This window comes from Vibrio penaeicida, from assembly GCF_019977755.1.
In the GTDB taxonomy this organism is placed as follows: Bacteria; Pseudomonadota; Gammaproteobacteria; order Enterobacterales; family Vibrionaceae; genus Vibrio; species Vibrio penaeicida.
This window is the reverse complement of record NZ_AP025145.1, coordinates 410,542-435,549: the sequence shown is the minus strand read 5'-3', so window position 1 is coordinate 435,549 and position 25,008 is coordinate 410,542. Positions and strand designations below refer to the sequence as shown.

Annotated in this window: 17 protein-coding genes; 10 read left to right on the top strand and 7 right to left on the bottom strand. The window is 44.7% G+C overall.

What is annotated here, in order from left to right; translation table 11 throughout:
* Together LDO37_RS20350 and LDO37_RS20345 are read right to left on the bottom strand one after the other, a co-directional pair.
* Window positions 1–2,175 carry a LodA/GoxA family CTQ-dependent oxidase gene (locus LDO37_RS20350; protein WP_126606391.1) on the bottom strand — a complete coding sequence of 725 codons (2,175 nt, stop codon included), beginning with the start codon at window positions 2,173–2,175 and terminating at the stop codon, window positions 1–3.
* A 29-nt stretch (window positions 2,176–2,204) separates the two neighbouring features.
* Complete coding sequence (locus LDO37_RS20345) at window positions 2,205–2,450, bottom strand: hypothetical protein (protein WP_126606392.1); 246 nt, start codon at window positions 2,448–2,450, stop codon at window positions 2,205–2,207.
* 223 nt (window positions 2,451–2,673) lie between these two features.
* Between LDO37_RS20345 and LDO37_RS20340 the strand changes: the two genes are divergently transcribed.
* The 6 genes from LDO37_RS20340 to LDO37_RS20315 all read left to right on the top strand — a co-directional run bounded on the left by LDO37_RS20340 (window position 2,674) and on the right by LDO37_RS20315 (window position 11,144).
* Complete coding sequence (locus LDO37_RS20340) at window positions 2,674–3,192, top strand: Hcp family type VI secretion system effector (RefSeq protein ID WP_101110170.1); 519 nt, start codon at window positions 2,674–2,676, stop codon at window positions 3,190–3,192.
* A gap of 85 nt (window positions 3,193–3,277) precedes the next feature.
* On the top strand, window positions 3,278–5,320 hold the full coding sequence (locus LDO37_RS20335; protein ID WP_224055789.1) for a type VI secretion system Vgr family protein: 2,043 nt from the start codon (window positions 3,278–3,280) through the stop codon (window positions 5,318–5,320).
* A complete protein-coding gene (locus LDO37_RS20330; RefSeq protein WP_126606393.1) occupies window positions 5,308–6,030 on the top strand; it encodes a DUF4123 domain-containing protein in 723 nt (240 codons plus the stop codon). Before LDO37_RS20335 ends, LDO37_RS20330 begins: the two co-directional genes overlap by 13 nt.
* Window positions 6,027–7,025, top strand: a complete 999-nt coding sequence (locus LDO37_RS20325; protein WP_224055788.1) for a Rhs family protein — start codon at window positions 6,027–6,029, stop codon at window positions 7,023–7,025. The genes LDO37_RS20330 and LDO37_RS20325 overlap by 4 nt, the downstream gene beginning before the upstream one ends.
* 2 nt (window positions 7,026–7,027) lie before the next feature.
* Window positions 7,028–10,888 (top strand): RHS repeat-associated core domain-containing protein, encoded by a 3,861-nt coding sequence (locus LDO37_RS20320; RefSeq protein ID WP_126606394.1) that lies wholly within the window; start codon window positions 7,028–7,030, stop codon window positions 10,886–10,888.
* 1 nt (window position 10,889) lies between these two features.
* Entirely contained in the window at window positions 10,890–11,144 is a 255-nt protein-coding gene (locus LDO37_RS20315) for a hypothetical protein (protein ID WP_224055787.1), read from the top strand.
* 641 nt (window positions 11,145–11,785) lie between these two features.
* On the opposite strand, the gene LDO37_RS20310 is transcribed toward LDO37_RS20315, so the two are convergent.
* On the bottom strand, window positions 11,786–12,739 hold the full coding sequence (locus LDO37_RS20310) for a transposase (RefSeq protein WP_126606758.1): 954 nt from the start codon (window positions 12,737–12,739) through the stop codon (window positions 11,786–11,788).
* A 60-nt stretch (window positions 12,740–12,799) separates the two neighbouring features.
* Here LDO37_RS20310 and LDO37_RS20305 point away from each other — a divergent pair, with 60 nt between their 5' ends.
* Window positions 12,800–13,120 carry a hypothetical protein gene (locus LDO37_RS20305; protein WP_126606759.1) on the top strand — a complete coding sequence of 107 codons (321 nt, stop codon included), beginning with the start codon at window positions 12,800–12,802 and terminating at the stop codon, window positions 13,118–13,120.
* Between the two features lie 218 nt (window positions 13,121–13,338).
* Here LDO37_RS20305 and LDO37_RS20300 read toward each other — a convergent pair whose 3' ends face one another.
* Window positions 13,339–13,881: an outer membrane beta-barrel protein gene (locus LDO37_RS20300; RefSeq protein WP_126606760.1), complete on the bottom strand. Its 543-nt coding sequence runs from the start codon at window positions 13,879–13,881 to the stop codon at window positions 13,339–13,341.
* 659 nt (window positions 13,882–14,540) lie between these two features.
* Window positions 14,541–17,921, bottom strand: a complete 3,381-nt coding sequence (locus LDO37_RS20295; protein WP_126609643.1) for an SEL1-like repeat protein — start codon at window positions 17,919–17,921, stop codon at window positions 14,541–14,543.
* 458 nt (window positions 17,922–18,379) lie between these two features.
* On the opposite strand from LDO37_RS20295, the gene LDO37_RS20290 reads away from it, so the two are divergent.
* Complete coding sequence (locus tag LDO37_RS20290) at window positions 18,380–18,736, top strand: RidA family protein (RefSeq protein ID WP_101110179.1); 357 nt, start codon at window positions 18,380–18,382, stop codon at window positions 18,734–18,736.
* 83 nt (window positions 18,737–18,819) lie between these two features.
* Here the strand turns inward: LDO37_RS20290 and LDO37_RS20285 are convergent, their stop codons facing one another.
* On the bottom strand, window positions 18,820–19,611 hold the full coding sequence (locus tag LDO37_RS20285; RefSeq protein WP_126608350.1) for a DUF1338 domain-containing protein: 792 nt from the start codon (window positions 19,609–19,611) through the stop codon (window positions 18,820–18,822).
* Window positions 19,612–19,808: 197 nt separating this feature from the next.
* On the opposite strand from LDO37_RS20285, the gene LDO37_RS20280 reads away from it, so the two are divergent.
* Window positions 19,809–20,654 (top strand): LysR family transcriptional regulator, encoded by an 846-nt coding sequence (locus LDO37_RS20280; RefSeq protein WP_126608349.1) that lies wholly within the window; start codon window positions 19,809–19,811, stop codon window positions 20,652–20,654.
* A gap of 167 nt (window positions 20,655–20,821) precedes the next feature.
* Window positions 20,822–21,331, top strand: coding sequence for a hypothetical protein (locus LDO37_RS20275; RefSeq protein ID WP_126608348.1), 510 nt, complete (start codon window positions 20,822–20,824; stop codon window positions 21,329–21,331).
* Window positions 21,332–21,418: 87 nt separating this feature from the next.
* Here the strand turns inward: LDO37_RS20275 and LDO37_RS20270 are convergent, their stop codons facing one another.
* Entirely contained in the window at window positions 21,419–24,307 is a 2,889-nt protein-coding gene (locus LDO37_RS20270) for a cellulose-binding domain-containing protein (protein ID WP_126608347.1), read from the bottom strand.
* Window positions 24,308–25,008: the final 701 nt, after the last annotated feature.

The window sequence follows — 25,008 nt, the reverse complement described above, 5'->3', positions numbered from 1 at the left end:
CTAATTCAACTTTTCGCGACTTGGGATGATTCTAGGCACGAGACCTAATTCAGACACTTCCTTGTCTTCTTCATTTAGCTTTTCAATGTCTTCCTTTGTCTTGGAAAGGCTATTTGCACTGTGCAATATATCTTTAGGCGACAGGGTTTCTAAATTAAGCAATTGTCGATAACTTGCGTCGTGAGCCAAATAACGCACATTTACTTGTGATTCAACCCAAGCACTTTTCACTTCTTCACTGTCTATTTCGAAGTCATCAATAGGCTTCTTAACAACAATCCCAATTTTGTCCCAGTTATCGACCATGGTAACTCTCGGGTTCTGTCCGCCTTCGCGTAAGAATCGCAACCAGTCTTGGCGGTAACTGAAGAACTTGTGACGCTGTGCAGCAGATAGATCTGTGTTTTGAGTCTGCTGGAAAGAACGCTGGCTCAACACTTGATTGGGAACACGCGCAGACCAGAAAGTGATCGTTGGTAAGTATTGCGCTGTATCGTAGTCTTGGTTCGAGCGGCAGCTCCCTTCATCCGATTGCCAAGGCACGCCCATAAAACGCGTTAGTGTGCCAGGACCACTAACATTAAACATATCTTTTAACGCCACTTCTGGAGTTAAAATAGGACCAAAGTAATCTTGTACTTCTTCCCCTCTGTTTATAACGTTTAGGCGCATTCTGTCGACGCTATCAGACACATTCCACATAGACTCACGGCGCAAAAACCACGTTAATTCGATACCGGGATGGAACGGTCCACCGAGGCACTCTTGCAGGTTAGTTTTGGTAAGTGTATGTGCGCGTTCTTTTGCAGAGAAAATTGTTTCCAGTGGGTCATTGATGCCATCTAGCGGTGTAGGGTTTTCTTTGGGATTAGTGTCTAGCTCAAATTCACCTATAGCCCAATTGTGCATGTGTTGATATTGAGTGGAAGTTAGACTCAACCCCACAAGAGGTGAATCTGGCGCGTCACCGTAGCTGTCCCCAAAAATTGGCGGAAGCTTATCGGCTTGCACTTGCACTTGTGCTTTCTTGATGGCTTCGTTAAATGTACCTGCTAAGTCCAATTTTAAACTTTCATCCAATTCAGAAATGTTCGGTGAATTAAGTAGCTTCTCAACTTCTTCGGCTCTCTGTGCCACGGTGAGCTCTGGTGTGATACGGAATTGTTTGAACACCGCCTCTCGTAAAGCTAGATTATCAACACTTGAAGATTCCAGTTTTTCTAAAATGGAAGGCTTGGTGAAGTTCGCAGGTGCATTGTCACCAAATGCCATAAAGTAGCCCAAGTTGACGCCTTGGTTCTCTACTAAGCTATTAAGAATAGGGAAGATATCGCGATAAAACTGCGTTTTTTGAGGCTTATCGTTAAGCAGATCGTTTACAACATCATACATAGTAACGACACTGGGCATGCCCGGAGCAAAGTTTGGCGGCGTTACTGCTACCATGGCGGGTTCAGCGTCATGCGTTTCACCATCAATAGTGATGGAAGCTCGAACTGTGCCGTCACTGATGTCATCATGCCAATTGTCATTGTTCGCAAACGTCGTGATGGGGCTATTGTTGTAACTATCTGATTTTCCGCGTCCACCCAGAACCAATAAGCGCCCTTCGCAATCGGTTCTCAATTCACCTAAATAGACCGTTCTTTCTTGGCTTGTCCCACCAAAAAAGGTGCCATCGTCAAATAGATAATCTTTCCCATATTGGTCGCGACCTTGAATGTTTCGTACGCTCGGCTCAATCAGTAACTTGTCTTTTCGTTCCTGAAGATCGGTAACAAAGGCGTTGCGTAACTCACAATTTTGAGAGAGCTTTCCTAAGTCCATAGCGTTGTTAAATTGGTAGTTAATGGACTTTCGATTCGCTATATGAACTTCCCACTCTATCGTTGCTTCTTTAGCGGTCACTTCTCGTACAATTTGATCGCAATCATCTATCTCGAATATTCGAAAACGCGCCGCTTGGCGCTTCACTTTTCCTTGGCTGTCTTTGAAATTGAGTTCTTGATCTGAACGATTGTTTAAACTGTAAGTTTCGTAGCATTCGCTAAAATTATTGCCTGTAAAATTTGGGTTTATGTCCTGATACGGAACTTCTGGACCAACAAAAAACTCAGACTCAGAGTTTCCTAGCCTTGCGATGCCAATCGCTGGGTAGACGTAGTACTTTGGCATATTAATAGTATCCTTTATGTTTATGCTGACTATTTACGTTTATTCATGGCATGAGCTTCAGTTGAAATCGCAATTATCCCAACTTTGTTCACACCTACTTTTATTTTTATTTGATCGCCAACAAGCATGGCAAAAAGGAAAGCAATCGTTGAGCTCACTTTGGTGTCAGTTTCAGTTTTTGATAAACACCCAAATAGAAAACGAAGCAGCTCGAACACTTCAGAATCTATTGCTAGTGCGACAACAAACCAAGTGTGACACCGATCCAGGCACATTCTCGCTACTCAAGCAATTATTCGCCCACACACAAGCAACTATTCGCTTTGCCCCATAGCCAAATTCATCTAACCAGTTGTTTTAAATTAAAATATAATTCTGGCACACCCCTTGCTCAATACTCTTCAGTTTCTGGCACGACACTGTGCTCAGGCACTCTTTACTTATCAAATGTCTTATTTAATAGCTAAGGGGGCAGCCCCCTGTTTATGAGGATTGACTATGCCTACTCCATGTTACATCTCTATCGAAGGCGAGACTCAGGGGCTCATCACCGCTGGCGCTCTTTCTACCGATTCCATTGGTGACGCCTTTGTTGAAGGGCACGAAGACCAAATGCTTGTGCAAGAATTCAATCACAATGTAACCGTGCCAACCGACCCACAATCTGGCCAACCTTCTGGTCAACGTGTTCATAAGCCGTTCCAATTTACGGTAGCGCTAAACAAGGCAGTACCTTTGTTGTACAACGCACTAGCATCTGGCGAAAAGATGAGCACAGTTGAGCTGAAGTGGTATCGAACCTCAATTGAAGGCAAGCAAGAGAACTTCTTTACCACTGTGTTGGAAAGTGCTTCGATTGTAGACATTCACTGTGAGATGCCTCACTGTCAAGATCCAACCAAATCTGACTTTACCCAGAATGTGACTGTCTCTTTGTCTTACCGCAAGATCAATTGGGACCATGTAAACGCAGGCACTTCAGGTTCCGACGATTGGCGTAAACCTGTTGAAGCGTAATTTAACCCCATACCTTTCGAGCAAAGCCACCAAACGGGGCTTTGCTTTTGTCGTTACATGTACTTTGAATTAACGGATTGATTGCATGGGCACCTTAAACTTCTCATTGGATGTCGAAGGACTGGCTTCGGATACCTTGATTGTGCGCGAGTATCACGGGCAAGAATCCCTGTCGAACTATCAGGGCTGTCATGGCTTTCGCTATCACATTGAACTCGCCAGCCGCTCTATGGACATCACTCCTGAACAAGTGGTGGACAAAAACGCTTGGCTGTCGGTGATTCAAAATGGGGAAGTCACTCAACGTGTTCACGGCATTGTCCGCGCCTTTTCAAAAGGCGACACTGGGCATCAGCATACCTTTTATTCACTAACGTTAGTCCCTGCCATTGAGCGGTTGTCTTTGCGTCAGAACAGTCGCATCTTTCAAGATTTAACGGTGCCTGAGATTCTGTCTGTGCTGTTTCAGGAAATGGGCATCAACGATTATGCCTTTTCCCTGAAGCGGTCCTGCTTGCCCCGAGAGTTTTGTGTTCAGTATCGGGAAACCGATTTGGACTTTATGCATCGCCTCGCCGCCGAAGAGGGATTGGTCTATCGCTTTGTTCATCAGACGAGTAAACACACGATTGTGTTTTGTGATGACACCCAAGCCTACGACACCTACCCGTTTCCAGTGCCTTATAACGCGCTAGCCGGCGGCACCATGGATACCCCTTATGTCTTTGGGCTCACCGAGCGAGTGCGCTCCGATGTGTCTAGCGTTCAGTTTCAAGAATACAGCTTTAAGAAGCCCACCTACTCCTTTAAACAAGAGCAGCTTGGTGAGGAGATGAGCTATCAACGCGATGGCTATGAGCATTACGATGCCCCTGCTCGCTACAAAGACGACGACAGTGGCGCGGCGTTCAGCCAATATCGGTTGGATTACCTTCGCCGCACTGCCCACATTGCCACCGGGCAAAGCAACCACCCTGCCCTGCAAGCGGGCACCAAGTTTACTTTATCTGACCATTTGGATGAGAGTTGTAACCGCACTTGGCTGGTGGTGAGTGCGACTCACACAGGCAAGCAGCCTCAAGCCCTGGAAGAGGAAGGTGGCAGCGGGGTCACCACTTATGGCAACACGTTTACAGTCATTCCCGCTCAGCGCCAGTGGCGCGCAACGCCAACCCCGAAGCCGCAAGTCGATGGTCCGATGATGGCAACCGTGGTGGGACCGGAAGGGGAAGAAATCTTCTGTGATGAGCATGGGCGTGTGAAAGTTCATTTCCCGTGGGATAGGTATTCCAACAGTGATGAGCTGAGTTCGTGCTGGGTTCGTGTCTCTCAGGGTTGGGCGGGCAGCCAATACGGCATGATGGCGATACCGCGTATTGGGCATGAGGTGATTGTGTCGTTCTTAAATGGCGACCCTGACCAGCCGATTATTACTGGGCGTACCTATCACGCCACCAACATTCCGCCTTATACCTTGCCGGACAACAAAACCAAAACCGTTATCCGCAGTGAAACCCACCAAGGCGACGGCTTCAATGAACTGAGTTTTGAGGACCAAGCCGAGAACGAGAAAGTCTACCTGCATGCTCAGAAGGATTTAGAACGGGATGTGCAAAACGACAGCACCACTCACATTCACAACGATGAACATCACACGGTGGACAACGACCAGTTTACCCATGTGAAAAATAATCAGCACCTCACGGTAGATGGGGAAAGCCGGATCAAAGTTGCAGCCGATCATACCTTGATCACCGATGGTTCTATTCATCAGAAATCATCCAATAATTGGGCGAGTGAAGCAGGCACCGAGATCCACGTAAAATCCGGACAAAAAGTCGTACTCGAAGCCGATAATGAAATCACGATTAAAGCGGGAGGCAGTTTTGTCACCATTGACGCTTCTGGCGTCACGCTATCTGGAGCAGGTGTCAACCTAAACTCAGGTGGCGCGGCAGGCAGCGGCAGCGGGTTTAGAGGACAAGCGGCCATACAACCTGGGCAACCAGAGCCACCACCGAGTGCGCCTGCCCCGATTCTTACACCCGCGCAAATCGCCACGATGAAAGCAGCGGCTCCATTCTGCGAAGAGTGTGAGAAGTGCAAGGATGGGCAATGTTCGATCTAGACTCGTACGTTGGCAAAGAAGCGTTGTCTTGGTATGCCATTTTTAACGGAACAACCGATTACAGCGCGCTGGCAGACTTTTATCAGTTAGGTGGAAAAGACGCCTACGGAATTTGGTTGGGCACACAATATGAAGATTGGACATTAGTGATGCCTTACATCGCCCCTGTTGATCCTGATGGAGAATTCATCCACTGGGTGGCTGAAAAAGCGGAGAAAGACTGGGGGATGTTGGTAGGGACAACGTCAACGTTTCAGCAGGTCTTAGCGCACTTTCGAAGCCTGACACAAATATGGATGCCATCCGGCACTCATGCCTTCTTCCGTTTCTATGACCCAAGATTCAGCCTGAATGTGGCTAAGTTTTGCGATAAAGAACAGCGAGCGAAAGTTATGGGGCCCTGTCAGGTTTGGCTTTCTCAACATGGTGATGTGGTGAACGTCACCCCTGCTGTAGACATCATAGAGCTCGGGTTCCCATGGTGGACAGTGCCAGAAGACGTGCTGCTACAACTGTCAAACATTGATAACTCCACCCTGATTGCCAATTCCATAAAGTGGCTAAAAGAGAGTTACGCTGACATTTATTTTTTCTTCCCAGAAAATACCGTTATAGCCAAAGTGACGCGTTTAGTGAACCGCCACAAAAAGGAATTTGGCTCACTAAACGAATACATAAAAAGTGTGCTTGAGAAAGAGGTATACCGATGACGACCACCATGACGATGGCAGATGCAGAAAACCTATTCAGCACGATAAAAACCGACTTTGAAAGTTCTATTGACGAGTATCGTCGCCATTCAGAAAACTGGTTTTATGGCTGGGCTTTAGACATGGAACAAAAAGTAATCGTGAATAAGGATGAGTACTCGGCAGACACCGACGATTCCAACATCGAAGCCGACTTAATTACCTGCCCACTAGACGGAAAAATCACTCTTGTTCACTGCTTCGAAGCGGAAGCTTTTGTTCCGATTGGTGGTACACCTTTCAAAATTCAGCCCATGAAACTTGAAAAGAACTTCTGGGGGAATTTTGAATACGAAGCGGACGGCGAAGCCATTTCAGGCACTATGGATGACAACGGATTCGCTGAAATTACGCTGCCGCCAGAGCACAGAGGCAAACAAGTCCGCGTGACGTTTTATCCCGACGTATCTGAAAGCGACATCAAAGCAATGCTGGATTCTTATGATCCTACCATCAGCAAACTTAGCACTTGGCTTGATACACAGTGGAACACCGAACTTCGCAAGGAGTGGAATCTATTTATTAATGAGCCAATTGATGTGTGGAACGAAGTCAAAAAATTCATGAGTAAGTTATTGGATGCCATCGTCGATGCTTGGGATGAGATTGCCGAACTTTTCAAGCTGCTCGCCAACCCAAGTAAGCTTGCAAAGGAACTTGCTAAATATGTTGAAAACCCAGAGTTAATAGCTGAAAAGCTTGCCTCGGCGAAAGAAGAAGCCGCTGAAATGCTCACCTTATTAAAAGACGAAGCACGCTGTTTCCTTTGTTTAAATGCAGCAGTTTCTTGGTTTAAATTGCTAAGCCCACTTCAGATCATCGGTATTGCGACCACCATGTTGGCGCCGCTGCTTGTTGAAGTCGTGATCAGCATTGTGATACCGGGTGGCGCAATTTTGAAAAACATGAATCGATTGAGAGATGTCGCTGGCACAGCGACTCTGGTGGGGGCATAAGAATGGCTAGAAAACCTCGCTCTGCACCCATAGTAAAAAAGATCAAAGAGGTCGTAGATTTAGTCAAGGTCGACGCAAAGGATAATGCCGAAAACCTACGGAAAGTGACTCAACACGGAAACAGCAAATTTAATGGTCAAGCCAAGGTTAATCAAACTGTCGACGGTAAAACGGTTCAAAACGCGACATCTGAAAAACGCCAAGCCAAACAATCGACACACCTAGCGACCAACGAAAAACGAATGGTAGAAAACAACGCCAGTAAGAATGGCAACGGTGACGCTACCCAATCGAACCAGAAGACCGATACCGAAGGTTGCCCTGTTTCAATGGTCACAGGCGAAGAGCTTCTCGAACTACAAGATGTCACATTACCTGGGGCACTGCCGTTTACCTTCACCCGAACCTACAAAACCAGTAGCTGCGATATCAACACAGGGTTAGGGTTTGGCTGGAGCCACCCACTCAGCCAGTCTTTGGCCTTCGAAGGTGGAAAGCTCTTTTGGTTAGATGCGGAAAACAAACGTACGGAATTGCCCGAGCCCACAAAAAAACTGCCTGAGATATACAACGATCTTGCTGGTGCGGCGGTATTCTTAGGACAAGAAGACGGCGAATACATCCTCGCACAAGCGGGTTCACCTTTTTACCACTTTGAACGACGGGGTAACTCGGCTCGCCTAAGTAAGCTGTCCGACCAATATGGTAACCGACTGACCATTCGCTACGACGGGCATCAGCGCCCTGAAGCCGTCGTGAATGAGCACGGTATCGCCCTATGGTTTGTATACCAAAACGACCTCATTACCCAAATAGATTTTCGCACTCTCACTAAAGGCAGTACGACGGGTGAGTGGATAACGGAAAGAACCTGTGCCACCTATCAATACAACGCACATGATCAGCTCATCGCACAGAGAAATACGGGCAATGAGGGTGAAGATTACGCCTACGATGCTCAGCACGTTATTACGCTTCGGAAAATGGCGGGCGGTGTGGAATTTGGCTGGGAATGGGATGGTACTGGTAAATCGGTTCGATGCTTACGCCACTGGAGCAACACAGGCTACAACACCGAATTCGATTGGGATGACGACGCCAATGCTGTGGTGGTTACCTATTCTGATGGCAGCACTGCCGCTTATCAACACGATGAGAACGCCCAGTTAGTGCAAACCACCGACCCTGATGGTGCGGTGACACAAAACCAATACAGCGACAATGGCGATTTGGTGCTCACCGTTGACCCTATGGGCAATGAAACCCAACATGTCTACAACGAACAAAACCAAAAAGTCCTCACCATCGCCCCTGATGGTACAACAACAGAGTTTCAGTACTGGCGTGGTAATCTGCGCAAAGTCATTCAATCCGACCGAAGTTGGCGCTACAAATACAACGAATTTGGCGACATTACCGAAAAACGTGACCCGCTTGGCCAAGACACGTTTTATCGCTACAACCAATACGGTCAGCTAGACCAAATTCGCTACCCCGATGGCAGCCAACATAAACTGGCGTGGAACCGATTGGGCATGCTCATTGGGGAAACCTACCCAGACGGCTCGGAAGCGACTTATCGCTACGATATCTTTGGGCGGATTGTGCTGGAAAAATCCGTAACAGGTGCGATGACGCGCTATGAATGGGATTCGGCAGACAGGCTCGCTCGTATTGTGTTACCTGGTGGTAAATCCAAATCTTTCGAATACAACGGCTATGGTAAACCCACCAAAGTGGTGGACGAAAACGGGCAAGTCACCCGATTCGATTATCATCAGCACACGGATTTGGTTAGCCGCGTGACTCAACCCGATGGGTCTTCACTTCAATACGACTACAACAACGCCAAAAACTTCGTCAGTACCATTACCAACGAAAGGGGCGAATCGTACTTTATCGATTATTACCCTAACGGGCTAGTGCAAAGAGAAACCACCTTCGATGGTCGGTTCTTTGAGTACGAATACGATCTCAATGGCAAGTTGCTTAAAAAAACGGAAACGGGCACACAAGGCACCCAACTAGACACGCTATTTGAACGCGATGTAATGGGTAGGCTGACCAAAAAAGTCCTCCCCGATGGCAACGAAGTTACCTACGATTACGACGAATATGGGCAGCTGACGCAAGTTGAGGATGGCGACACCCCATTAGCCTGGCAATATGATGCGCTAGGCAGGCTTACCCAAGAGCACCAAGGTTGGGCCTCTCACTATTATCAATACGATGAGCTGGGTAACCTTACTCATTGTCAACTGCCCGACGCCAATACCCTGAGGTATGAGCGCAGTGCTGGTGGCGTGCTCTCGCGCATTATGCTGAATGATGAGCAGCTTACACGGCACCACTTCGATAATGGATTGGAGACGTCTCGCCAGCAAGGGAGCCTCACTAGCCGTTTCCAGCACGATGAAGAAGGCAGATTGATCGCTCACACGCATCATCAACGCGGTCAGCTCACTCAGTCCAAACAATACCAATACAGTGCCGAGGGCAATCTGGCGGAAATGGCGGACAGCCGATATGGCAAAGTCCACTACGATTACGACCCACTTTCACGCTTAAGTGCCACGAAAGGCGTAGTCGAAGAGACCTTCGCCCACGACCCTGCGGGTAACTTGCTGCAACAAACATTAGGTGGGCGTTTTGAAGAGGTAGAATCTGGCGTACAAGGTAACCAACTGCAATTTCATGGCGATTCACATTATGAGTACGATGAATTTGGGCGTTTAATTGCAGAAAAGCGGGGGAAAGGGCAAACGCTCGTCACCACTTACGAATACGACTGCCAGCACCGCCTAACCAAATCTACCCTGCCCGATGGCACCATCGCAAACTATCAGTACGACGCCTTTGGGCGACGCATTGAAAAAACCGTGACCGACAAACTGGGTAAGCAAACCAACACCGAATTTGTGTGGCAAGGCGATAACCTGATTGCGGAAACCAGCGATTCTCACTACCAAACCTATGTGTACGAGCCGGGCAGCTTTAAGCCGTTGGCGCTCATTAGTGGCGAGGGTGAACACACCGAGGTTTACCATTATCAGCTCGACCAAATCGGCACCCCGACAGACCTCACCGACAGCAGCGGCAAAAGTGTGTGGTCGGTTCAATATCGCGCCTACGGTAATGTGCTTTACCAACATGTTGAAGAGATTGCCAACCCATTGCGCTTCCAAGGTCAGTATTATGATGGCGAAACAGGGCTACACTACAACCGCCACCGTTACTACAGCCCAAGCACAGGTAGGTTCACCACCGCCGACCCAATCGGGCTTGCAGGCGGGTTAAATAACTATCAGTATGTTCCTAACCCGACGGGATGGGTGGATCCACTGGGGTTGGCGGTTGAGAAGGCTGTAGGGGCTTGTTGTGGTGCAACCCAAAAACCAGATTTTTATGTCGGTCCAGATGGTCCTTCATCCACATTGCCATCTACCGCATACAGATATGATCGATATCTAAATGATAATGGAACCCCAAATAAATGGGGACAAAGCATGCTATCGACAAATAAAGGTCAAGTTACATACTTCGGATTCGAAAAGTTTGACAATGGAACTCAAGCTGCGGACGCTTTCCAGATAAAAACATTAAAACATGTTAATCCTGAAGACCCTTTAGACAGATCTTGGAGCGATGCTAGGTTACGAGGGGAATTTGATACTCTTCAACTATATGATAATACGGGAACCCCAAAAGCTAGAGTCCCAAGAATGTTCGGAGATACGGAGGGTAAACCATTGGAACCCATTACTGAAGCATACCCTGAATTCGGTCTAGGGGGAGCGGTTCAACTACATGCTGATAGAAAAATAATACGGTTTAATAAAGTGGATATTCTGCCGGAGGAATGACATGAAATTACGACAAAGTTATCCGATTCAAGAAGCCATAAGAGATCTTGAAACAATATTTGATAAAACAGTAACCGATGCAGACTTTAGAAAAGAGTTACAAATCATCCTTGACTTATCTAAAAAAAGCGGAAGATTGCCATTTCGATCAATATTCGAAAAGTTTATTGCTCAAAGAAAAAAAAATCAGTTTTACAGCGACTTACCTGACGAAGATAAAGAAATCATAGAGGACCTTTTTCATTTTTGGGGTTAAAACCATAAAACTAATTCCTGAGGAGTAAACATATTGTGACCGATGAGCAACTATATGAAAATCTTTACTATTTGGCTAATAAGTATACTATCAAAAGTAGCAAAAAAAACACGTTATTACATGAAATAGAAATACGCGGCTTCAATGGAGTTAATGGAGTTAATGGAGTTCTCCATGAAATTTCCTCGTCGGAAATTGGTATTGATAGGAAAGATTCCGAATTAATAAAAGATATTGCGTTTTATTTCGCATAGATTGAAGAAAACAGGGACAGTCACTTTTAAGAAAATGAAGAAAACAGGGACAGTCACTTTTAAGAAAACACGAACTCCATCAATTACAGTGGCTTGTGCCTAGAACCATAAAGGCGATGATGGGGTATTTCGGGTACTGAGGCTTTCAAGTATCGAATTTAGCAGGACACGAATTTAGCAGGACACACACTTTAGAAAGGATCTGAAGTACTTACCTGTTGCGAATACCAAACCCAACTGATATCGATGAAATTGAGCTCACTATATGGGATATTTGCCGAAAATTTAGCAAATATCTCTTATCTTTTTGATTTTTAGGTATGCAAAGCCGCCAAAGTGGCTATTGGCTTAAGAGTTTGAGGTGTGTGGTTTGTCTAGGAGGGAGCGTTAGCTATCCGGTAACCGAAAACTGGCTATGCGCTTTCGGTTTAGCTTCGGCATCACGTGTTTGATGGTGGTTTCACAGCCAACGACCGTGCCCTTCTCCAGCTGAGTGCAAGCGCTCATCCAAGTGGCTTGGTCTATGCCTAATCGGTTTAAGATGGAAGGAAGAGCTGAATTGATAGATCCGCGTTTGTCTTCACGAATTTGTCTGTCCGTCCAATCCACCAATTCTAGGTAATCCATGAGCCGAAAAGGAATGCCTGAAGGGATATCTTTTCTTGGATACCCCACAAAAGGATGCAAGCAAGGTACACTAGCTTTGTTGTTTTTCAGCGCTTGAATTCGCGCTTTTACAGAAGTGTATTCCGACGTTTCAGGGGTATCTGCCATGTTGGCGCGAACTGGGTTCAAATCGACGTAAGCCATCGCTGCCGCAAGGGCTTGTTCATCCAATAACGCTTGGCTTTTGAATCGCCCCTCCCAGAAGTGACCTGTACAGCCATCTTCTTTGTTGGCTTGAGTGGCAATGAATTGATTCAGTAAGCGCATGAACCAACTGATGCTGGTTAAACGCTCTCGCCAAATATCAATGATTTCGTGGATTTTGACTTCTTCTGCGTCGGATAAGGCATCTTTTTTCAACCACTTCTGAATCAATACAGGCGGCGCGTGAAAACTTAACCATCGGTCGCATATCTCTTCGTCTGAAAGGGCTTTTTCATGTTCAACATTGATATGAAGAACCACATGGTAGTGGTTACTCATGATGGCGTAGGCGCAAACATCAATACAGAATACCTGAGTGAGTTTGAGGAGTCGCTCTTCAATCCAGCCTCTGCGATGTTCAAAGCATTGGTTTTGCTGCGAATCATAGCCGCATAAGAATGAGCGCCGAACACAGCGGGAAACGGGCGAGTGCAGCCTTTGTGGATTTAGGCGCAACTCACTGTAATTGATGGGTTTCGTGTTTTCTTAAAACGACTGTCCCACTTATTCTTCGGAGAAGTCTTTGTATCATTGTCTTCCTGTGAAGCTGGTAGCCAAGGGTTAGACAGACTAATTGCCAAAGAGTGGGAGCATACCGGGAAAATAGATCCACTCCGCTACATTTTCACAACCAGTGACGATGGTGGCGTTCGATGGGATCACGCTGTTGTTTCCTGGACTGTTTTTTACCATCGAATTGCTAACATTCAAATCATCAAGAAAGACCAAGTGCAAGATGTGATAGATGACATTAAACAATGCATTGATACTCATATCTCATATTTTCGGTGGGATTCCACCAAATCAGAGTACCTTTACTACAGCCCTGATGATGACTGTTCATATTGTTAAAGTATGCCATTTAATTTGGCGAACTATTTGAATTTTTTATTCAATAACTTACTGCTAAGACCAAGCTCTATATATCTGATTAAATTCGAGCTTAAAGTGACTATACGACTAGTTCATCAGCTATGCAGTTTATTGCTTTAAAGAGATATTTACTGATGATAAAGCTGCCGTACCAATGATACGGCAGCTGTAGGATCATCAATGCAGGTTGGTAGATCTTAGAATCGGAAATTGAGCCCAGCTAAGATGGTATCGGAGTAATAGCTGCTTTCAAACATGAAGCGACGATAGTCCAAGCTAAGGCTAAAAGTATCCAGCAAGATGAGCTCTGCTCCGCCCCCAAAATATGGGTTTGCCCCTTTGTGGTGTTCAACCGTTTCAGCTCCACCTGACTTGGGTTTGAGTGTTCGTTGTAGATCTGAATGGCTGACACCGCCCATCGCGTAAAAATTAAAAAAGTCCATCGGAGCAATGTTAGCCTTCAAACCTGCGAAGGTAGCGTCATATTCAAACGTTTCTGTGTTGTCGGTAAGTACGCCAGTCACAATAGCGTTAGTCACTCCAGAAGCGGTCGCATAACCTATTTCAGCAGAAAAATTGGGGTGAAATTGATAGGCATACTCAAACTGGACTGCAACCCCAACATCGCCAGTGTCATCATTATTAATAGCTGCACCTCCAAGCTTAATACCCAGATGATGGCTAGCTCCGAAGGTGGACGTAGATAAAAGTGCGGCAAGCAAAAAAGTGATGTTTTTCATATCTATTTATTCCTAGCAAGGCGTCTCGTAACTATCTGAAACGATGTACATTCAACCAATGTTAAATTATCAATTTAGCCAGAAAAACTTGCTTAACATGTGCTTTTGGAAAGCGAAATGAGGTTAGAAAAACAACTCATAAAATACCGCTCAAATACTGTTAACATAATTCAACCAGCTATTCTTTAACGGCAGTAACTCTATAATATTTACTGTTAATTGCGTATAAATTACAAATTACAAATTAGTGGGACACTCGCATTAAGAAAGGAACCATTCGTTCACTTTTTAGCACTTCGAGTTCTTGAGTAATATCGATGGGATTCGGCTGAGTATTCAATTTTGTCTTAACGAAAATACAGCCCCTCTCAACGCTTTAAATATGAAATGAACGACCTTTTCTAGGTAAGATTGGAAGACAACATACGCTAGTATTTTAAGTGCCAGAAGAGACTGCAAGTGGCTTTAAGGGTCGAAACTTAACTCATTGTGACTGGCGGAATTCGTGCATTTTTAAAGTGAATGTTCCTGAGGACTCCATGAAATTTAATCGCCTTTACAGAAAAAACGGAGATTCTTGGAACTTGTCAGTATTTTTTGCCTAAAATGATGCCCCAACCAAATTGTTTGAGGCATCCTAATTCGGTTAAGAACAGAGGTTATTGAGGTGGGTTTAATACAATATCAGGGCGTGAAATACGGTCAAAAGTATCACCAATTCCACCCCAGTATACAACCTCTCCATTTGATTTGATCGCATAAAAAGCTCGGTTGGTGGGAATGATTTTAGAAACATCACTACGGAGTTTGTCCGACACTTCGCTTGATTCTAATTCTCCCCAAGAAAATGCACTGCCATCATTCTTAATCGCAGCAAATGAGTTTTCATTTGCAAATATATCTTTAATACCGTCATTTGGAATCGTATCGTAATATTTATTGTAGTAAGTTCCTACGTAGGTTCGCTCCCAGGATATTAAGGTTCCGTCTTCTTTTAACACCGCAAAACCGGCATCTGATGAGATAGCCTTTTTCACTTTGCTCCCAGAGATACTGACAGATTCAACAGACATTCCACTGCCCCAGGAATAAACACTTCCGTCATCTTTGTAGGCAAGATATTGTACATTGCCATATATGACATTAGTTATCCCTCTTGGGAACACGACATTGTATTGTTCATCATCCCACTCCACGACTTTCCCAGAATTTGTAATGGCAACCATACTGTCATACCCGCTAACAACTTTACTCACATCATTGTTTAGCTCACCTTCAACTTCAGTATTGTTGGCGCCTTTCGATACTCCCCACAAAACTATGGAACCGTCATTCTTTAATGCCAAGTTAGCTTGAAAATTGGAGACAAAATCAACAACACCAGAAGCTAGCTGTGCTTCGACATTGCTAGAATCTAACCAATCCCAGGTCACAAGCTCACCATTATCTTTCAAGGCTGCAATTGAAGAACTAGTAAAAAGTACTTTTTCGACGCCTGATTGTAGCTTAGGCAAGACTGGTGGTTGGTCATTACAGCAATCACTCCATATGATTAATTCCCCACTTTCTTTTATCACAGCTAGCCCTCGTCGCCCAAAATGTAACTCTTTTACACCGCTTGCAAACCTGCTTTCGTCTAGATTGTCACCAATTAGCTTTCCCCATCGAACGACGCTTCCATCTTCTTTCAAAGCAGCAAAATCTGCTAAGCTGCTACCTATGGCAACCACTCCTTGTGTAAGTTTTTCTTTTACGGACGAAATATCGCTAACAGCGTCTCCCCAAGTTATCACTGAGCCATCTTCTCGAAGAACTGCCCCTGCTGTTACGGTATTTAAAATCTCTTTTACAGGGGAATAAGTTAAAGCATGAGCTTCTCTATGACCTTTGGTCGCTGCCTGCATCAGCCAGGTCTTAGAAGCATTCTCATTCATTTGCGTACCCAGACCGTCTCTATACAACAAACCAAGACGGTACTGTGCTTCAGCTTCATTTTTGTCTGCCGCTTCAGAGTAATAGCTAAAGGCTTTATTGTAGTCTTGAGCAACACCTAGACCGAATTCGTGTATTTTTCCAATTTCCGTCGTCGCTATATCCATTCCTTGCAGCTGAGCTTTCTCAAACCAATAAAGAGAAAGTGCATAATCGACATCAACACCAAATCCAGATTGATAAAGTTGCCCCATTTTGAACTGCGCCTCTGGGTTGCCAAGCCGTGCTGCTTTCAAATAATAGTACGAAGCACTCTCTGAGTTTTGAGCAACACCATTACCACTGGTGTATAGATACGCAATTTTCAGCATAGCTTGAATATGATTTCGTTTAGCTGCTTTTTCGTACCACTGTGCTGCTTCTTTATATAACTCTTTGTACTTGTGGCTATTTTCATCGTAAAAACTAGCAACCGTTTCCGCTCTGTATCCCAGTCCGTGATAAGCATCCACACTGCCAGCATTGGCTGCAAGCATTAGCCAATCTTTCCTTTTATCTTCCTCGCTCATGAAATAGGTATAGTTAGAAATGTAATATAGAGCTTGAGGATCGTAGTCATACCTGAAGACAGCCGATGAATATAGCTGATATCTTCCACCGTCAGGCCCTGCTAAGATGGCCATATTAGTAAAGGCTGGGGCATAATCCTGCGCCATTGCCTTCTTATAATATTCTTCGGCTATTGTGACGTTTTCTTCCACTCCTAATCCATGCTGATACATATACCCCAAATAATTCTGGGCGCCAGCATCAGGAGAACCAGAATTGATTGCTTTTTCAAACCACTCTTTAGCTACGTCATACTTTTTCTCAAATGCAAAACCATCTAGATACAATTTTCCTAATTGAGTAAATGCTGGAGGATATGACACACTGGAAGCTTTCTGGAAGTAATGTAAAGCTTTGTCGTAATCTATTTCATCCAAAACGCCCCGTTCGTGGAGCATCCCAATTCGAACATAAACTTCAGCACAGCTTTTTGAAATGCTTGTGAGCTTCTCACAAAGAAGCTCAGCCTTTTGATACCACTGATATGCTTTAGTGAAATCATTAGTTCCAAGATGACCCAGTTCATAAAACTCAGCCAGATTAACTTGACCAGTTACGTAATCTTCTTCAGAAATTTCTTTTAGCAAGTTGTAGGCAGAAACGTAATCAGCGTCTCCTCCTTCTCCCATAGCTAGCATCAAAGCAAGATTATTTTTCGCACCAATATGACCGTTTAAAGCGGCTTTTTCATACCATTGTCTGGCATAATCAAAATGTTGCCTGTGAGAAACTTCATCAAATAACTTTCCTGTATAGTAAGCTCTCGCAAGCGAGAACTGGGCTTGGCTATAACCCAACGAGGCAGAACGCTCGACGTAGTAGCTGATCGTGCTTTCATTTTCTTTTTGTTCTTTGAAATACATTAGACTCAGCTGGTAATAGGCACCACCGTGATTTCTGGATCCAGCTAGTTCATACCACTTTTTAGCCTCTGAGAAGCTTTTCTGGACATATATCCCGTACTGATACATTCGTCCTAAATTGAACATTCCACTGGCATTATCTGAGTTAGCTGCCTTTTGATATAACTGGAAAGCTTGAATAAGATTTTTTGAAACCCCTTTACCCTCCTCATAAAGGATACCCAGAAGGTTTATCGCACCAGAATGATCCTTAGCACGGCTTGCCCAATTAAATGCTTGAGAATAATTTTTTCCTGTACCCCAGCCATAGAAATAAGAACGTGCAAGATTGTATTGACCATATTTGTTCCCTTGATTGGCTGATTTACTAAACCATTTCAAAGACTCTACTTCATTTTGCTCAGTACCTTCGCCGTAAAGGTACATCAAACCCAGGTTGTTTTGTGCACCACTGTGCCCCAACTCTGCCGATTTTTTGTATAGTGCGAATGCTGCACTTACATTGCCAGTCTCTTCATGGTTAAGCGCTTGTACAAATGCATCTTCAGCTGTCTGACCTCCTCCTGAATCGGAGCCGCCGCCACAACCCATCAATAATCCAAAGCTAACCAAAGTAGCTAAAACAACGCTTTTCATAACAACCTGACCAAATGAACGCTTTCCTCTACTGCTAGTATCCTTTATGCATCAGAGAAAGATTCTTATAAAATAAATGAGGATTCTAGTTTACAAACGAATATCAAAATAGACCTTCAGCTTTCCAAAAGTACTAATTGAGATATTTATCATGCTTTTATATTTTGTAAACTAGCAATTTTGAGAACGAAATAATTTTGTAAGTTTTATATCTAGGTGGCGACAACAATCGCAAGCAGAAAAAGAACTAAAGTCACATACGTCCATATCAGGGGACATTATTTCTATTCTACCTTTGAGTTGTAAATGCAATTTTTCAATTTGTGTATTTGATCTAACGATGTTTTTAAAGACACTCTCATATGAAAACCAAAGATTTCTTTTCAATAGCTTTATCAATACACTGACGGTAAGATTTTGGGTTTGGAACCCATCAAGATAACGTAAAGGGAAGGAACATGAGTGATATAGAAAGACTGCACACGAACCAACGCATGAGCAAGATAGTCAAGCATAACGATACGATCTATCTGTGCGGTCAAGTGGGTATTGCGGAAGAGAGTGTCGCCGACCAAACACGCGAAGCAATTAGGCGTGTAGAAGCTTTACTTGAAGAAGCGGGCAGCGACAAACATCATGTGTTGCAAACTATCGTCTGGCTTTCTGATATGTCCGATTTCCAAGAAATGAATGCGGTTTGGGATGAGTGGTTTGATGAAGGTGAAGCCCCTGCCCGTGCGTGTGGCGAAGCAAAGCTGGCTCGCCCAACGCTGAAAGTGGAGCTTATTGTGACGGCGGCAGTTAAGAAATCGTAATCCAATAAAAATTGGAAACGAGGGACGCAGTATAGGCTTAACAAGTCGGCGCGCTTCCCTCATTATTTTACTAAGTTCACTATCTAACCGTTGGTACTTTCAAAAATTTTGTCGGCGGAGGCGGCAACGAATCCGGAATAGAGCTCACCATTATTCATTGGATAACGCTTGGCAAACTCATAAAATCCACCAGGAATGATTTCTGTTGTTTCAACAAAGTGCACTGGCACTTTATCCGCCATTGTAGAAGACTGTTCCAGTAAAACCTCTGGCGACCCTTTCACTTCTCCGCCAAACTCGTTGATGGTAAAGCTGGCTTCTCGTAGGTGTTGGTTGACCTGTTTCACCTCTTCAAATTGATTCAACTGATTCACACTCACCGTAAAGTGATTCGCGCCATATCCGTGCGCCGCAAGCCAAGAGGCATATTCACTCTCTGCTGCTAAGGTCACGTAATCAGCATAATTCAGTTCCCATAGACGACCGCTGCATAAAAAATCAGAAGTTTGTAAGGTCGATGTGTCTACCTGATCAAGTAATTTACCCACGATTCTTTGCAGTTCAGCCGAGCATTTATGGATTTCCAATTCACTGATGAACACTTTAGGGTATTTTGGATCGGGGTGTTCAAAGTGCTTTGCAATCAACTTTTTCGACTCAAACACATAGTCACCTGCTGGTTGATAACCCACTGCTAAAAACGGCTTGGCAAGAACATCGATTCCTACTTTACTACCTTCAAATGTTCGTAGCGCAATATGGTCATTGATGAGCGCTTCGTCTTCTTGCAGCAAGTCATGAACTTTTTGTGCTGAAGGGCAAAGACGGTTGATGTAGTCCTGCCAAAGTGAGTTAAATAAGCTATCCGGCGACATAACGACTCCTTGTTAAACTTCTGATCCAATTAGGGTAATACGAATTTCCGCTACTCAGTATTACCGAGCAGCGTGCTATCGCAAACCTTACTCTGTTCGTGTATCTGCGTGAAATATGTTATTTTTATGTTAACTATAGGTTTTTCCTATACCTTACGTTAAAACGAGTTGTTTCTTGTATATTGGGGTAGGCAGACGTGGAACTCAGAACATTACGCTACTTTTTGAAGGTGTATGAAGTAGGCAGTGTCAGCGGCGCTGCGAAGCACTGCTTTGTCTCTCAACCTTCGATCACCTCTGCCATTAAGAATTTGGAATCGGTCCTCAATACCACCCTTTTTGTTCGCCATGCTCGCGGTGTGGCGCCAACGCCAGCCGCCCAACAACTTTATCCAGAAGCTAAGCGGATGATCGACAGCGAAAAAAACATCCTTCAAACCTTTCGCGATCAACCCGTAACCGTACCACTAAGGCTCGGAATTATGCGCTCACTCGGAGCCAAACGGATGAGTTTACTGCTTCAGCACCTTAGCCAAGACATCGAGCATTTAGAACTCACACTTGTTGATGCCGACGAACCTTGTGACGCACGAATTTTAGTCGGCTCCTCCCGCGTGAGTGATGACCAATTTGTACCAATATGGGAAGACACTTATCAATTGGCTCTCCCTCACCATTGGGCTGAAGCACAAAAAGGGAGTTTAAATTTTGAAGACTTAGATGGAATGCCATTTATTCACCGAGAACCGTGTATCGCTCTCGATTCGTTGAAAGACAGCCTGTTGCAACGGGGAATTCAGTTTAATGCCCGAGCCAATATCCGGACCATCGATTACGCCTGGCCCCTAGTTCAAGCAGGTGTTGGGGCAGCCTTGCTACCCAATTGGGCTGAAATTACAGGCTCCGAGTGTATCGCACTCAGGTTAATCGAAGGTTTTGACTGTTCGCTCTCTGTTGGTATGGCGGTAAATATAAGTCAGCGCTCAATTCCACTGATGAATCAAGTCATTGCAAGCTGTCGTCGATTTGCCGACACCATTTAATATGACTTAGCTTCGTAAATGACAGCTTTGTTATGGGCAATCATCTTCAATTGAATACACGCTTCTCAATTTTGATTATTGACCAAGAATTTACATACTCGTAAAAGATAAATTCATCTTCCCCATCATCATTAGACCTTTCCTCCAAACCCTAATGAGATATAAAAATGAAACTCGAAAGACCCGCGATGCTTCTGGTAGCTATCGCTTTTGCTTCTCCCTCTGTTCATGCCAATACCATCGATAATTTGGTTGCCAACTTTGTACAACACGTCGAGCAAAGCGATTGTTCGGTAGATCTCTCCGATTTAGAAACATCACAATCCATTTCGCAAAGCTTAGGTATAAGGGTTCGCCCAACTCTTCATTTAATGAAGGACTATCTAATCACACAGGGCACCATTCAAGCGCAAGAAACAGACGACAAAATTTTGGCAAAAACACCATTGTGTGGCGGCGATAAGGTTGTGCCTAAACCGACAGAAAGTCTAAAAAAAGCGCTGCTTGAATCAGGTAAATGCTCACTCAATAAAAAAGAGTTCAAAACCTTACTGAAAGCATCAAGTATTGGAAGCTGGGAGGGTTCGGGGGCGCTCAACGCGTTAACTAAAACTGGTGATGTGGTTCAAGATAAACAAGCAGACGTCATGAACATAAAATTTGGGCAATGTAGCTAAACTTACTCTTTTTAAATAGAAAGGAGCCCTCAATGAGAGCTCCTTTTTTATTCTGTATTAGGAAATCGTTTTAACGATTAAACTAACTTATTGTGGGTTCAAACCAAGCTTCTGAAGTACTAGGTTGAAGTTTGCGCGACGCTCTGCAATAGCGTGAACTTTACCACTTACTGGACAAGCATCATCTGGGCAACCACGGTTAACAATGCCAGAAACCGCATCAACAAACTTAGTACCTACCATACCGCCATCAACGTAAGCTTTTAGCTCGTCGTGGTAGTTCCAAGCCGCGTATGGGCCACCAACATCGCTGTAGTTCTGAACAGATGTCATCCAGAAGAACAGACCTGCAATCCATTTGATCTCTGTGTTTTCTTCAGTAGAACAAATCAACTGAGGGTTAGAACACAAGTCTAGGTCAGCATAAAGCGGGTTAGCTGGTGCTGCTTCAACTAAAGTACCTTCGATGGTTTGACCAACAGTTTCTGGGTCAACATGGCTACGACCAATGAAGTGGTTCAATGTACCGAAGTTTTGGCGACCTGTCGTTTGGATAACACCACGACCCCACCAGCCACAACCTTCAATAGATTGCTTGCTGCTGCCATCCCACAAGAATGCACCTGCTTTTTGACCTGCGTAGATTTCACACTTCGAACGTTCCCAAACTTGCTTGTTCTCGTCGATAGTTTGAGGGCTAGTCATACAGTGTTCGCCATTGATGTCCCAACGACCTGCTGCATTTGCCGCCATCTTGCCTTCTTCTTTCAGAACCGCATCTGGTGCTACGAAGATTGGCGCTGGAGCACCGTACCAAGAAGCGTGAGTATTCGCAGAAAGCTCTAGTTTGTTGTTACGAGGACACGAGTAAGGATGATCCTGCCCCGTCACTGGGTTGTAACCGTAATCGGCGTATTTCTGATCTAGCTGACCACAAGAAGCACTGTTCGGGTGATTCGCTGGTGCACCATACTTGATTTCTGCCCAGTTGTTCTCATCACACGCGTTGTAACGGATGGTTTCCTGCATACTTTGAGATAAGAACGCCGCAATCGCTACTTTCGCGTATTTCTTGTTGGTTTCAATATCAGCATTAGGGTCGATAAGCCAGAATTGGTTACCCGCGACACCTACGTTATGCATTGAATTCAGGGCTTTAAGGAAGTCTTTCCACTTGTAAATAGTAGAAGGAGCCCATTTGTTGCCTGGAAGCTCATACAAGAAAGCTTCGTTATTCATGACAGTTTCAGCGCCTTCCAAATCTGCATTTAGAGCGGCAACGCTAGTTAGAGGTGTCGCAACAAGGCTTTCAGACACATAATACAGAGGAATTGGGTTCGCTTGGTAAGCTGCCACTTTGCCTTTCAGCCAGTCGGTATTTGCCGTTGCAGATACGACAGGTGTAGCGCTGTCACTACCCCAAAGAATCGAGAACACGTTGCTGTGTGCTGCACGGCGAAGCTGGCTTACACCCCAATCATGGGATTCTTGTTCAACCAAGGAAGCAACAGAAGACACGCCATAAGTTGCGCTGTCTAGTGCAATAGATGCAACATCACTACGCAAGTTTGCAGACGATTTACCCAAAGACTTGTCGCCCATGAAGAAGCTCGCCGCTGTACCCGCTTGTGTCGCTGCGTCGTAATTACCAGATTGTGACGTAGTAGCAAGGTGAGCGCCCGGCAGTTTGTAGAGCATTGCAGGTACATCAATGGAATCCGTCACTTGCTTAACGTAAACAAGGTAGTTATCCCATGCGATAGGACCAAATGCGTGCTCTGCACGACCTGCTGTAGAAAGGCCATTATTGCCGCTTTGGTTAAATACTAAGAAATCGGGTTTAGCGGCTGCATCTGCGTAAGCGCCTGTCCAGTTTACGAATGAAACAACAGATTGTGATGCCGCATTCCAAGTTGAACGCAAGCCAGCGTAATCTTTGTGAACCCAGTTCGTTGTGCCAGGGTTAGAAACACTTAGCGACCAACCGTAAGAAACGTCTTTCGCAAATTGCTCCATCACAAAGTTTTGAGAAGCAACCCAACCTTTTACGTTGTCGGCTAGATTAGCGGCTGCTGTATCGATAGCTGATAGGTTGTAAAGGCTAGAAATGCTTTTTGATGTGCCCGCAGCGTCAGTCACAGTGAGAGCAGATACATTAGTAATCGCTTCACGCAGTGCACGTTTAACCTGTACTTCTGTTAACGCTGTGTCTGTTCCGAATGCGGTAGCAAATGTCGTATCTTTGTTTGCTTGCCACGTTGCCAACAGATCTTCATTCAGAACAATCGAACCTGGAGAGGCATGCGCAGCGTCTTTAAATACTTGAACCTGTGCTGCGATTTGAATGAGGTTTTGGTAATGGGCAACCAAATTAGCGTAAGTCAGAATGTCGGTGTCACCCAAACCAGATGCTGTCGATACTGCGGCCACTGGCACGATGGCTTCACCACCATTTGCCTTTTCAACGTCTCTTGCTTGTTTAAGCGTTGCTAAAGCGTCAGCAGCGTTGGTTACAACACTGAAAACAGAATCAACATTAGCGCTCGCTAGTGCACCGTTTAAAGTCGCTGAATTGTTGGTAAATGTACCCATTGCAAGCGTGCTAGGCCAACCTGCAACTTTCAAGTTAACAGGGTCTTTACGAATGAGTAGTGAAGCGTTTGAAGTACCTGTTCCAGGATTTGTGCCTGTTCCTGTACCTGGATCAGTACCCGCACAGTCAAAAGCAAATGTCCAAGAACCATCGGAACCAGGAATAGACGTAGTGTGCCAGTTAGCGGTATACGCTTTACCCTGGTATTGCATCTGAGCACCAGTTTTCGCGTGGTTCGGGTTACCCGCCCAGTCATTATGAGTCCAGTTAGGATATTCGTTGATGCCAGCACAAGCATCTGCAGCGAGTGCACTGATAGGGCTAACTGCGCTAACGGCTAAAGAAACGGCAAAGATGAGCTTGTTTTTCTTAAATATAGTCATTAAATACTTCGCACCTTAGATGTAGGATGTTTAACGTTGCGAGCTTCTTAATTACCCAGAGTTCAAGATAAGTAACCCGAAGCCGCTTTATTGAATCTATCTGTATGTTGCTCAGAGAAGTCGCCGCACTCAAATGAGTATTTACTTAACAGCAAGACTTTTCGAGTGACTGCACAGTGGAAATGTATACTTAAGAAAACAGAGTTGCACTTTGCCCAGCGGTGTCATAAATCTCGTGATTTTTTATATGATTATCAGGTTTGTGATGGATGTTATGAAAGCGACATTAAGTCTTGCAGCCAAGCATTCAGTAAATAGAAAGGGAGAACAAAGAATACTCATCCAGTTTCATTTTAATTTTCACTACATAGCTCGGTCTTCTTTTTCGATTCAAACTTTCGATTTAAGATTCGTAACATTGAAGAGTAACCAACCCTCCCAAATTTTTAACAGTAAAATGATGGAGAAGATCCCACTGAGATAACGCTATTTGAGCTTATAAATAGTGATACCGATCCAGGCACATTCTCGCTACCTAAGCAATTATTCGCCCACACACAAGCAATTATTCGCTTTCACACCTCTTAGAGAAACACTAACCAACTGTTTTAAAAAGCTTTCTCACTTTGGCACACCCCTTGCTCTGAACCTCTAACGATCTGACCAATAACTGTTGGATTTTGTTATGGATTACTGTTTGG